This is a genomic window from Bacillus sp. B4EP4a (assembly GCF_006680105.1).
Classification (GTDB): domain Bacteria; phylum Bacillota; class Bacilli; order Bacillales; family DSM-1321; genus Peribacillus; species Peribacillus simplex_E.
Map to the genome: position 1 here is coordinate 136,507 of NZ_VHIK01000012.1, position 13,242 is coordinate 149,748.

The 13,242-nt window shown below is 39.9% G+C and carries 10 protein-coding genes; 6 read left to right on the forward strand and 4 right to left on the reverse strand.

Annotated features, from left to right (window positions below; genetic code table 11):
* Positions 1-93: 93 nt before the first annotated feature.
* Positions 94-576: a tetratricopeptide repeat protein gene (locus tag FNK51_RS06800; protein WP_098371516.1), complete on the forward strand. Its 483-nt coding sequence runs from the start codon at positions 94-96 to the stop codon at positions 574-576.
* A 226-nt stretch (positions 577-802) separates the two neighbouring features.
* Here the strand turns inward: FNK51_RS06800 and shc are convergent, their stop codons facing one another.
* From shc to FNK51_RS06815, 3 genes are all read right to left on the reverse strand, one after another.
* Positions 803-2,698 carry a squalene--hopene cyclase gene (gene shc / locus FNK51_RS06805; RefSeq protein ID WP_286178588.1) on the reverse strand — a complete coding sequence of 632 codons (1,896 nt, stop codon included), beginning with the start codon at positions 2,696-2,698 and terminating at the stop codon, positions 803-805.
* Between the two features lie 167 nt (positions 2,699-2,865).
* Complete coding sequence (locus FNK51_RS06810; protein ID WP_141992846.1) at positions 2,866-4,515, reverse strand: M14 family metallopeptidase; 1,650 nt, start codon at positions 4,513-4,515, stop codon at positions 2,866-2,868.
* A 219-nt stretch (positions 4,516-4,734) separates the two neighbouring features.
* Positions 4,735-5,076 carry a DUF1450 domain-containing protein gene (locus FNK51_RS06815; protein WP_141992847.1) on the reverse strand — a complete coding sequence of 114 codons (342 nt, stop codon included), beginning with the start codon at positions 5,074-5,076 and terminating at the stop codon, positions 4,735-4,737.
* A 264-nt stretch (positions 5,077-5,340) separates the two neighbouring features.
* On the opposite strand from FNK51_RS06815, the gene FNK51_RS06820 reads away from it, so the two are divergent.
* From FNK51_RS06820 to ltaS, 5 genes are all read left to right on the forward strand, one after another.
* A complete protein-coding gene (locus FNK51_RS06820; protein WP_141992848.1) occupies positions 5,341-6,291 on the forward strand; it encodes an ABC transporter permease in 951 nt (316 codons plus the stop codon).
* A complete protein-coding gene (locus FNK51_RS06825; protein WP_141992849.1) occupies positions 6,284-7,231 on the forward strand; it encodes an iron chelate uptake ABC transporter family permease subunit in 948 nt (315 codons plus the stop codon). Before FNK51_RS06820 ends, FNK51_RS06825 begins: the two co-directional genes overlap by 8 nt.
* Entirely contained in the window at positions 7,225-7,983 is a 759-nt protein-coding gene (locus FNK51_RS06830) for an iron ABC transporter ATP-binding protein (protein ID WP_063233995.1), read from the forward strand. The genes FNK51_RS06825 and FNK51_RS06830 overlap by 7 nt, the downstream gene beginning before the upstream one ends.
* Positions 7,984-8,195: 212 nt before the next feature.
* Positions 8,196-9,140: a siderophore ABC transporter substrate-binding protein gene (locus FNK51_RS06835; protein WP_181762205.1), complete on the forward strand. Its 945-nt coding sequence runs from the start codon at positions 8,196-8,198 to the stop codon at positions 9,138-9,140.
* A 1,069-nt stretch (positions 9,141-10,209) separates the two neighbouring features.
* Positions 10,210-12,180: a lipoteichoic acid synthase gene (ltaS, locus tag FNK51_RS06840; protein ID WP_141992851.1), complete on the forward strand. Its 1,971-nt coding sequence runs from the start codon at positions 10,210-10,212 to the stop codon at positions 12,178-12,180.
* A gap of 60 nt (positions 12,181-12,240) precedes the next feature.
* On the opposite strand, the gene FNK51_RS06845 is transcribed toward ltaS, so the two are convergent.
* A complete protein-coding gene (locus FNK51_RS06845) occupies positions 12,241-12,861 on the reverse strand; it encodes an RraA family protein (protein ID WP_098371507.1) in 621 nt (206 codons plus the stop codon).
* Positions 12,862-13,242 lie beyond the last annotated feature (381 nt).

Genomic DNA, 13,242 nt, shown 5'->3' on the forward strand with positions numbered 1-13,242 from the left:
TGACACTTTAAAAATATTTGCGGTTATAAAGGAATTAAAAAAAGGAATCGCGAATAGGGGCAATAAGGAATCTTATACAATGGAGGAATAGTAATGGGAGATTTGGAAATCGCACTGTCATTAAGAGGAAAAAAAGAATTCAAAAAATCCAATCGATTATTGATGGATTTGGCAAATCAAAATCCCGGTGATGCAGTCATACAGTATCAGTGTGCCTGGAGTTTGGATATTCTCGGACATGAGGTAAAGGCGGTGCCCTATTATGAAGCGGCTCTCAAATTAGGTTTGCCGGAGGAGGAGGCAAAAGGGGCCTGCATAGGATTGGGGAGCACATATCGCACCATAGGGGAATATGAAAAATCAAGACAGACATTGGAATCGGGGCTGGCGAAGTTTCCTGAGGATAAGGCTTTATTGGTATTCAGGGCCATGGCTTTTTATAATTTGGGCCAACACGATCTTGCAATGGAGTCTTTATTGAAGATAATTGCCGAAACCTCTAAGGATCGAGACATACAATCTTATGCTAAGGCGATAGAATTTTATAGTGATAAACTGGATAAAGTTTTCACATAATAGTGATCATCCCCAAACTATCCACAAAGCCTGGATAAAACAAGTTATTATTACATGTCCGAAATGAATTAATCAACAAATATGACGGGAAATTTCTTGCTTTTAGCACATTTACGGATAAATGAATGTGGATAACCTCGGATTGTGGATAACTTTCCGGTGTTATTCACTACTTTTCCACAGGTAATCCACATATTCACCCTTATATGATAAAAAAAACTGGCAATTAAGTCTTCAGGAATTTTTTATTGTAATGACTTAAGGCTAAAAGGGGATAAATATAGCGATAGCTATGATAATGTATATACAAAAAATCGGCCATTCCCTGGCCTGCAGGATAATCATTGGTCCAACTGTCCTGCTGACCTGCACGGATGAGATAGGCAATGCCTTTTTCGATTTCGGCTGTCGGCTTTTCGGATGCCGATATTAACGCATCCACAGCCCAAGCTGTATGTGTCAGTGTACTTTCTCCGAGGGGGATATATCGTTGCTTAATATCACTGTAACAAGATTCACCCCAGCCACCATCTTCATTTTGAATTTTCTTCAACCAAGTTAAGGCTTTTTGGATGGATGGATGTCCAGTGGCTTGCCCTGCTGCCTTCATGCCGGTCAGTGCAGACCATGTGCCATATAGATAGCAGATGCCCCAGCGCCCATACCAGGAGCCGTCACGCTTCTGGTCTTCCAATAGCCAATCCACCGCTCTTTTACTGACTTCTTCCGGCTTCTTCATATTTGTATAGTTCCCGAGGAATTCCAGCGTTCTTCCTGTCAAATCAGCGGTAGAAGGGTCAGTCAGGAGATATTTCGAACCCTCTATAGGAAGAAGATGCAGCCATTTATTGTCGTTATTCCGTTCGAAGGCTGGAAATCCGCCATCATCATTTTGCATGGATATCGTGAAGGAGACACCGCGCTGCCAGCTGTCCCGATTATCCGGTTTTGCTTGCAGTTGCTTAGCCAGCGCCCGCAGTGAGGCGGTCGTATCATCGACATCCGGATTCATGGTATTGAAATCCGAGAACCCCCAGCCGCCTGGAATCGTGTTGGGATTATGGATCAGCCAATCTCCATACATATAATGCTGGCGTGACAGTAAGTACTGATTGGCGGCCTTGACCGTTGGGTCTTTGGGAGGTATGCCAGCTTCTTGAAGGGCGTAGCTTATTAAGGAGGTATTCCAAACATGGGGCGTCGTGAACTGGATATGTGTGTGTCCCTCAATGGAGCAGGCCATCCCCTTCAGACCGGCAATGGCCTTTAGTATCACTGGATCCTTTTTCGAATATCCAATTGAAAGGAGGGCAAAGATCATGAAAAAGGTAGAACCGAAATAATTGTACAGTGTCCCGTCTGGTTCCAGCCTGTCGAGCATGAACCTTTTCGTTGAATCCAAGGCTAAGGAATGTAAATAATCGGGATAACCAATCAGAGTTTTGACGCCTGTTTGAAGTTTGGAAAAGAAGGAACGATATTCCTCGGTACGATACTCTTCCCATGCATGCTCTTCGGAAAGGTCCTCCCTTGTTTGAAATAATTCTTTTAAACTTGGCGTGTCCGGGGTTTTGATCTGAAACTTTTTATGGCCAAGCAATAGCAATGGAATCATGTTGACCCGCCAATATACGGAAAGATCATAAATGCTGACGAAAAAGGTCGGAGGAAGTAAGACCACTTCGAGAGGAATGGGGAATAGGCGCGGCCATTGATATTGTCCGGTAACAGTAAGCATCATTTTCGTTAACATTTTGGCCTGTTTGATGCCACCCTTGGAAAGAATGAATTGTTTGGCTTTCCTCATATGGGGATCGTTCTTATTGCGGAGTCCGCTAAAAAGAAGGCCATAATAAGCCTCGATCGTAACCGTAACATTGCCGTCCTTCTCGTCTTGGAAAAGTTTCCATGAACCGTTTTCCGTTTGCTTGCTTTCGATTCTTTTTACTAAAGCCTCTATAAGAGGAGCATCTTCCATATCTAAAATTTTCAATAATATGATCATATAGGCATCTGCCGTTATCCCGGTGTCAAAGGGATAATTCCACGAACCATCAGCGGATTGGTCTTGTTTCAAGCGATGAACAAGGCGATTTATTTCCAATTGTACATGTTGGTTCAATGACTTTCCTCCTCTAAAAACACATTTTCCGTTTATATGTATATTCAAAACTTGTCGTCGCATTCAAGAAATCATGTCAGGCGCCTCGTCCCGCATGAATAAAGGAGGTGGAAACTAAAAACGCTTTGGCAATGAAAGCTGCCGAAGCGTCATTTAGATACTATGCATCATTTAACTGGTAAGGAAGATGGCTGCATATAGCGGTAAATCGGCAGTTCTTTTCCTTTATCAGCCGGGATGAAATTGAATGTCACATAGCTGTCAATGCCTTCAGGTTCGAGGGCAAGGGGGATGAAGTTGGCATCAGGCTGGCCCATGTCGAAAACATAGCTTCCTTTTGGGAAATCCCGAGTTGTTGAAGTAACGGTTGTCGTGACTTCCCTTGTGGAATGTCCGCTTTCCAGTTCAGCGGAAACTTTTAAATCCTTGACCCTATAGCTTTCAACAGCTATTTTCATAGGTTTTTTTAATTTTTTAACTTCTACTCCCAATAACTGAAGTTTCTTGGCGATATTTTCATATTCCGGTGGAAGGATATAGGCTGTCGGACGATCTCTAACAAGGGTAGGGTAGGCATCGGTAGAATCCAGCCAATCGATGGAGGCATCGGCCATTTTAGCTTTCGCTAAATCGACTACTGTCAATTTTTGATCCTTAACCATTTTATTTTCACTGGTGATGACAATTTTATCGTTATCATTTGCTTTTCGCCCTTTTTGCACGACTTCAGTTTCTGCCTGTTTAACGGCCTTTTTAACTTTAGTGGCCTGTTCAGCTGCCGTTTTGATGAAGGCTGCCTGGGCTGTAGCTTGTGCAAAAACACGTCGTTTAAAATCCGTACGGCCGATATTGATTCCCCTCGTTTCAATTAAATAGGTCATTGTATTTTTCAAACCGAGGGCGTTTCGGCCAATCCGGGCTTCTGTACTTCCTTCTGTGGCAGTAAGGACTCCATCATCAGAAGTAGCCAGTGTATAGTAATCGTGGTAGGAAAGCTTTTCTTTTTCCAATGCTTTAAAAACATTCGGTAAAAGCAGTTCATCGGAAGCTTTTCTAAGCTGTTTGGGAATATTTAAATTCTTGGCTGAGGAGATGAGTAAATCATAGGAAGCGATCGATCCATTTGCTCCCACTTTTTTCAGTGGGGCGGGATTCACTGTATATTCATGTACATCCAGAATGACTTCCGGTTCATAATCATCGATTGACTGATGAATCGTCTGTACTTCAGGATACTCCACTTTTAAGTAATCCCTATTCGCATCCATGTCATTTGCGGTATATCGTTTGAAATAATAAGAGCCATCAGGATTGACGCGTGGAACGATGGCAACATTCACTTTATCGAGGACATCACCAAGCTTGCCTTCAGCCAGCCATTGTGCAAGGACTAATGTTGATTCACCTGAAGCGGGTTCATTGCCATGGATCTGACCTTGAATCCAAATCAATGGTTTATGTGAACTCTTATTCGGTCTTTTTGAATCCTTGCTGAAAAGAAGCATAGGGATGTCGCGTCCTTCTGTGGATTTGCCAATCGTCTTGAACTGGATGTTCTTGTATTTATGGGAGAGGGACTTGATATGATCCAACATTTCTTCCTGGCTCGTAAAGGCGATCTTGTTTTGCTTAAAGGCAGGGGTGTTGAAAGATACATTAGGGTCAGGGAAAAGGTGGGAGAGGTTATCTGGTTGAATGTAGCTTGGACCATTTCCATAATAAGGGGTGAATTCTTCTGCTTCGGCTATGGGGTTAGGCAATCCAGTGACAAGACTTAGTGTTACGGCTGATACGATGGTAGGAATGATTTTTTTCATGGACGTCCTCCTGTCTATCTTTTTCCATAAATTATCATATATTAAGCTATTTATACAGTGAAAACGTAGGAAATAGTGAAAAACAGGAAGTAACGACTAGATTAATAATTCCATAGCATAATTCCCAATTCCTTTTAATAGATGTTCACCACCTGTATTCTGTATAATTACAGGTGGAAAGTCAAAATGATACGGATCAAGCAATTTGCTTGGCCCGTATCATTTCAATACATCATGTAACTTATTTAAAAGGTCCTGTGAATCTTCGCCACTCATTATCTGGCCGTTCACTTTCGCATAGGGGGTTTTCTTACAAAGTTTACACTCACTCAAACATTCATATTCCTTATATTGAATCCTTGGATTCGCTAAGAACTTACCATAATCAGCAACTGTTTGTTCATTAAGGAAGCGGTCAAGATTATTTTGGCAAAATTCAATCTGGATTTTCGCCTTTTTTAAGAACACTTTGGATAGCAAGTTTTTCATCATATCGCTTCTTTCATTGGAAGAGTAAATATTTGTTATTTTGATTTTATCACTTCCTGTAACGAAATGCATGATTGTTCACCCAAATTCATGACAATATGACTATTCGGAGAATATCAAAGTAATTCCCTTGTATATATTGACACATGTCTGAGAAATGATAGAATAAGAGTTAATGATAATGAATCTCATTATCACGAATGGGAAAACCTTGTAACTATTGCGACTTCATAATTTCTATTTCAATAGATGACTTTGCAATAGTCTTTATTCAAGTATCTTTAATTAAAAATATTATCGCTGTATTAACTGAGATAGGAAGAGTAGGAAATGTAGATGAAGATAAGATATTTAGTCATGGCGTTAATTGTTTTATCATTTACGTCATTATTCATTGGCGTAAAAGATATTACCCCTCTGGATTTATTGGATCTAAGTGATGATAAAGTGCAAATCATGCTGCAAAGCCGTTTCCCCAGAATGGTGACCATAGTCATTGCAGGTATTGTGATGAGTATAAGCGGCCTGATCATGCAGCAATTGAGCCGCAATAAGTTTGTGTCACCGACGACTGCCGGTACCATGGATTCTGCAAGGCTCGGACTTCTTCTTGCCATTATCATTTTTCCATCGGCAGCACTTATCGAGAAAATGGCATTCGCTTTCATATTCGCATTGGCAGGTACATTCTTGTTCATGAAAATTCTTGATCAAGTGAAATATAAGGATACGATTTTCATCCCATTGGTTGGTTTGATGTTTGGCAATATCGTCGGATCTATCTCGACTTTCTTTGCCTATAAATATGATTTAATTCAAAGCCTCAACACTTGGATGAATGGGGATTTCTCGATGGTCATGTCGGGAAGGTACGAACTTATATATGTAAGTATCCCTCTAGTCATTCTCGCATACTTCTTTGCCAATAAATTCACTGTGGCAGGGATGGGTGAGGAGTTTGCTATCAATCTAGGACTCAATTATAAGCTTATCGTCAATTTTGGGTTAATCATCGTTGCTTTATCCTCAACTGTCGTCCTGTTAACGGTGGGAACGATTCCTTTCATAGGCTTGATCGTACCAAATATTGTATCCCTTTACCTTGGTGACAATTTGAAAAAGAGTCTTTCTCATACAGCATTGCTAGGGGCAGTATTCCTATTGATCTGCGATATTCTGGGCAGGATCCTCATATATCCATTTGAAATCCCGATCGGACTCGTGGTTGGTGTGATAGGAAGCGCCGTATTTATCTATCTGATACTGAGGAGAAAGGCATATGAATAATAAAATTAGAATCATTATATTAGCTGTTCTTGCAGCAGCTTTAACGGCAGGTTATATCTTTTGGGACCTTGGCCCGAATTGGGATTATGCACTGCCAAGAAGGGTTATCAAAATCATCGCCATCATCGTGGTTGGTTGTGCTATAGCTTTTTCAACAGTGATTTTCCAGACGGTCACGAATAATAAAATTCTGACACCAAGCATATTAGGTTTGGACTCCATGTATATGCTGATCCAAACGGGAGTGATTTTCCTCTTCGGTTCAACGCATATCATGATCATGAATAAAAATCTTAATTTCCTGATTACACTTGCGGCCATGCTTATTTTTTCCAGCCTGCTGTTCAAGTTCATGTTCAAGAAAAACCGCAATATTTACTTCCTATTGCTGATCGGTATCATCTTTGGAACCTTATTCGGCAGCATGTCTTCATTCATGCAGGTATTGATTGACCCGAATGAGTTTCAAATCATTCAAAATAAAATGTTCGCAAGCTTCAATAATGTCAACACGGACCTGTTGACGTTAGCTATTATCCTCATGATAGCGGCAATGATATATTTCATGAGATTTTTGAAATATTTAGATGTCATGTCACTGGGGAGGGACCAAGCCATAAACTTGGGTGTGGATTATGATTTTGTCACGAAGCGGGTTTTAATCGTCGTTACGGTTTTAATCTCCATTTCGACTGCCCTGATCGGTCCGATCACGTTCCTCGGATTACTTGTTGCAAATGTGGCATATCAATTCATTAAGTCCTATCAGCATAAACATATCATCCCGGGTGCAATGCTGATCAGTGTGATTGCCCTGGTCGGCGGCCAATTCATTGTGGAGAGGATCTTTACGTTCACTACCACATTGAGTGTCATCATCAACTTTGTCGGCGGTGTCTATTTCATCTATCTTCTATTAAAGGAGAATAAATCATGGTAGAAGTGAAAAATTTATTCAAAAAATATAATAGTAAAACGGTTGTAGAGGATGTTTCTATTGAAATAATGAAAGGGAAAATCACATCCTTCATCGGTCCCAATGGAGCGGGGAAAAGTACCGTCCTTTCGATGATCAGCCGGCTCATTACCCGGGATTCAGGAGAAGTCCTGATCGATGGTAAGGATATGGGGAAATTCAATAGCAATGAACTTGCGAAGAAGATTGCCATCTTAAAGCAGGCTAACCACATCAATATCCGATTAACGATTCGTGAACTCGTCGCCTTTGGCCGTTTTCCGTATTCACAAGGCAAGCTGACCAAAGAGGATTGGGAATATGTCGATGAAGCGATTGAATATATGGAACTTGCAGACATGCAGGATAAGTTCCTTGACCAGCTTAGCGGCGGGCAGCAACAGAGGGCCTTCATTGCCATGGTTATTGCTCAGAACACGGAGTATGTACTACTTGATGAACCCCTGAACAATCTTGATATGAAGCATTCCGTCCAAATCATGAAGGTATTGAGGAGGTTGGCCGATGAATTAGGGAAAACGGTCATCATCGTCATTCATGACATTAATTTTGCATCCTGTTATTCCGACTATATTGTCGCATTGAAGGATGGCAAGGTTGTTCATAATGGACCTACCGAGCAAGTCATCAATTCCAATGTATTAAAGGAAATCTATGATATGGATATTGAAATCCAAAATATCAATGACAATAAGATCTGTGTGTACTTCACTTAAGACAATTCCATTTGGTTTTAAATTACTTCAGTATTCGTAGCCGTCCCAGAATATCTCAAACGCTCATTAGGCTGTTAAGAGTTGGCGGGCGCCCAAGACTTTAGCCGCCTCCTGTTCATATGGCAGGGAAAGTGATGAAGGTGAACTCTGTGAAGGTGAGGATTCAATATGTAATTTTAAATAAAAAAATACTTTTCGAGGTGACCATAATGATTAAGAAATTATCTTTACTGCTTTTGGTTGCAATGCTGGCTGTAGTGGCTGCAGCTTGTGGATCAGATAAGGAAAAAGAAGAATCAAGCGCGAAAAAGGAAAATGCTAACAGCGAAGAAATTACAGTTAAGCACCAACTAGGAGAAACGAAAGTAAAAACAAACCCTGAAAAAGTCGTTGTATTCGATATGGGTGCACTTGATACTCTTGATAAATTGGGTGTGGAAGTGGCAGCTGTTCCTCATGATGGCCTTCCAAAGTACCTTTCTAAATATAAAGGTACAACTGAAAATGCCGGCGGATTAAAAGAGCCTGACTTCGAAAAAATCAACGAAATTGCTCCTGACTTAATCCTTATTTCTGGCCGTCAATCTGAAGCATATGAAGAATTAAGCAAAATTGCTCCTACTGTTTTTGTGGGTGTAGATACAACAAAGTATATGGAATCATTTGAAGAAAACGTAACACTTTTGGGTAAAATCTTCGATAAAGAAGACGAAGCTGCTAAAGAATTGGCAAGTGTTGAAGAAAACATCAAAGCTTTGAAAGAAAAAGCTCCAACTGACAAAACTGGTTTAATCGTTCTTTCCAGCGGTGGAAAAGTAAGTGCTTACGGATCGGATTCAAGATTTGGAATCATCCATGATGTATTCGGAGTACCTGCAGTAGATGATAAATTGGAAGTATCGACACATGGTCAAAGTATTTCTTTCGAATACATTGCTGAAAAGAATCCTGATTACCTATTCGTTGTAGATAGAGATGCGGTTGCCGGTGATGGAGCTGCAGCGAAAAAAACTGTTGAAAATGACATTGTGAAAAATACAAAAGCATTTAAAGAAGGTAACATCATTTATCTAGACCCTAACTACTGGTACTTATCAGGCGGCGGTTTAGAATCTGTTGACGCTATGGTTAAAGAAGTTTCAGAAGGCATTAAGTAATATAAATAAGGAATCCTGTCCTCGATCGAGGGCAGGATTTTTATTTTTTATAATAAAGCTGGATGAAACAAATATACTAACAAAGGGGACGAAAAGATGACTTGCAAAACACAGGTAAGCTTATAAGGCGCCACAACCCCCATTAAGGCGAATGGAAAAGACAAGACCTATATTCAAACCTGTTACCGCTGCTATGGTCATATGGGCTGCTATCGTAAGAAAATAACCCTTCAGCCAATATGGGAAAATTCAGTTTCTTCCTATTATAATGTCATTTGCTCCTTTCCGGTTCAAGGAGGGGTTTTAAAATTGTAATTTAAGTGAACTTTGGTAAATTGAATCTTTTATGGATGATAAAAATAATCCTGGAAAGTAAAAATATAAACACAATATAATCATCACTTACAGGAAAATTATTTGAAAAAAGCTAATTAAATATGCCGGAGGGGAATGATGTCGATATTACGCGAAATCCATTTGTTAGTTTATGGGATTTTAGGGTGGCAGGACGCAATGATAAACGGGTCAAACTTTTGCAGGCACGGATTTTGGATGGGGTATCAAAAGTGAGGAGGAGAGATGCATCCATGTAACCGGCTATCCATTTTTAACTGTCGAATTATCGGGGAAAGAAATCCTGGATATATCTATAGCTTTAAATAATTGAAGATTTATATCTTTACATATTTTGTAATGTACTGGTTTTTTTATAAAGCTTCGTTTATAATGGTAAAAGCCTGAAGGACGTGAAACTAATTAGTGACTGTCACCCGCAGTCACCCCAAAAAGTTACGGTGATATTTATTGGATTAAGACATGGAGTTCCTATATATTTGTTATAGGTGCGCTGAACATTCAAGACGGGCGAAACTCTGTTATTTTTTCAAAGGCTTGTTCATAAGCTAAAGAAGTGTTCTGGATATAAGAGTTATGGATGTGACAAAAGGTGGTTTTCACAATCTTGACTATCCAAGTGAAAGAATGCTATTATAGGGTTTCCGATTTTCCGTCTTTTGTAAGTTTGTAAAAATTTATATAAATAAACCACTAGATTAATAGAGGTGAGAGCATGAATAATTTTCTAAAAAAAAGCCGGCATTTATTTGCAGATAACATACTAGGCTTTTTCTTTATTGCAGTAGTCTTGTTTTGGATAAAAACTTATATTGGATATCGAGTTGAATTTAACTTAGGTATTGAGAATGGCCTGCAACAGTTCTTACTGTTCATAAACCCAATTAGTTCAGCCATTTTATTCTTTGGCTTGGCATTACTGGCGAAAGGTAAAAAATCGTTTAAATGGATTATTCGGTTGAACTTATTGATGTCCTTATGGCTATTCTGCAATATAGTATACTACCGTTCATTTACCGATTTCATTACATTACCAACCTTGACACAAGTGCAAAATAATGCCGGGGATTTGGGACCGAGTATTTTAGAATTATTTAAACCCCATGATGTATTTTATTTCCTTGATACGGTCCTTTTGATCGTGTTGTACAGATTCAAAGACTTTAAAGTGGAAGACTTCAAAGTCAAACGCCGTACAGTTGGATTGGTTTACCTAGCGGGACTTGCAATTTTCGCAATCAATTTGGGACTTGCTGAAAAGGATCGCCCGCAATTATTATCAAGAACATTCGACCGGAACTATATCGTCAAATATTTGGGCATGTTCAACTATACGGTTTATGATGCCGTTCAGAATACTAAAACATACGCTCAGCGTGCGACTGCAAACAGCACCGATATCGCTGAAGTCGTCAACTATACGAAGGCAACAAGCGCTGAACCGAACCCTGAATATTTTGGTGCAGCCAAAGGTAAGAATGTCATCTACCTGCATTTGGAATCCATGCAGAATTTCTTGATCGATTATAAATTGAATGGGGAAGAAGTAACTCCATTTCTAAACTCACTTGCACATGATAAATCAGATTTCATGCACTTTGATAATTTCTTCCATCAAGTAGGCCAAGGTAAAACGGCTGATGCAGAATTCATGCTTGAAAATTCCCTGTTCGGTTTACCACAGGGGGCAGCATTCACAAACAGATCCCAAAATACGTATCAAGCAGCACCAGCGATTTTAGGACAACAAGGATACACATCTGCTGTGTTCCATGGTAATTACAAATCTTTCTGGAACCGGGACAATATGTATAAGTCTCTTGGTTTTAATCAGTTCTTCGATGCAAACCATTATAATATGGAAAATAAAGAGGAAGTACTAAGTTATGGATTAATGGATAAGCCTTTCTTTAAAGAATCGATTCCTATGTTAGAAACGCTTAAACAGCCTTTCTATACAAAATTCATAACAGTATCTCATCATTTCCCATATGCGATGGACCAGGAAAAAGCAACAATCGGTAAACAAACGACAGGCGATGCTTCGGTTGATAATTACTTCCAGACTGCACGCTATGCCGATGAGGCGCTTAAAGAGTTTTTCGATTATCTGAAGGAATCTGGTCTATATGATAACTCGGTAATCGTTATGTATGGTGATCACTATGGTATTTCCGAAAACCATAAAGAAGCCATGTCAAAAGTGCTTGGCAAGGATGTTGGAGCATTTGAGAATGCCCAATTGCAACGTGTACCATTATTGATCCATGTTCCAGGTGTTGAAGGCGGGGAAATGCACCAATACGGAGGACAGATCGACCTTCTCCCGACTTTATTGCATCTGTTAGGAATCGAATCTAAAGATTATGTACAATTCGGTTCCGATTTATTGTCAAAAGATCATAATGAAGTAGTACCTTTCAGGAATGGTGATTTTGTCACACCAGATGTCACTTCCATTAAAGGTAAATACTACGATACTAAAACAGGGGAATTGGTCGAGGAAAATGATGACATCCTCAATTATAAAAAGAGAGCTGAAACGATGCTCAATTTATCCGACCAAGTAGTGAACGGTGACTTACTCCGTTTCTATACTCCAAATGGTTTTAAACCGATAGACCCTACTGATTATGATTACACATATGATGAAGAAGGTTCAAAGGAAGACAAGACCGATAAATAAGGCTAATGAAAAGAACAGGCAGGAAGCCATCGCTTCCTGCCTGTTTTTTTATGCGTTAGATCATGCTTTATTGGTCATCATGGCAATATACTTTCTTATTTCATCAGGCTTCCCTGCATATTTTTCAGCACGCTGTTCATCTTTCATGATTTTATCCTTTGCTTTAGTAAGGATTTCTTCACCCATGGCTTGTGGCACGACCACGACTCCATCTATGTCCCCTATGATAATGTCCCCTGGAAATACTGTGACGCCCCCACAGGAAATGGGGATATTGGTTTCTCCTACACCTGCCTTGCCGCTTGAGGCAACCGTTGTCCCTTTGCTGAAGACAGGGAAATTCATCTCTTTAATGGCTTCAAGATCGCGAATGACTCCATCTACTACGAGGCCGCCAATTTCCATGGTCTGCATCATGCCGACAACGAAGTCTCCTGCTATAGCCCGGTATGTATCACCTTTGCTGTCAACGACTATTATATCCCCAGGCCTTGCTTGTCCGATTGCTTTTAACACGGCTGAATTATCACCAACGGGCATCTGTACAGTCAAAGCTCGTCCGGCCATATGAAATTCTTCCTTTAAGGGTTTAATCGCTGATGCCAGATTGCTCAACCCTTCCATTGCATCAGAAATCGCCGTGGTGGGCAAATTCCTGAACTGTTGAATGAGAGTATCCATGATTATGATTCCTCCTTAAGAGTTAATGAATATAGCCTAATTATACACAAATTTTGTAATTTTCTAATAGTTTTCCGTTTGATAAAATGGTAAATGCAGTGTAATCAATATATGAAGGGGAGGGAAGTTCTGCTGTCACAAGGGGGTTCAAGTCAAATTCCTTTTTAATCAATCGATTGATTAAACTTTAATAGTTCATCATTATGAAGAGTTTGAGATCCCAGTGTACACATTTTTAATTCAATGCGATAATTTCAGAAGAGTGGATATAAGGTGTTAATGGAAATAGTGATTTCCACCGTATGTACTTCATATGATATTAATCATAGAAGGGGTCCTATTAATGTTCGAGTCTCCATGGCAGTTTGATCCGTGCATGAA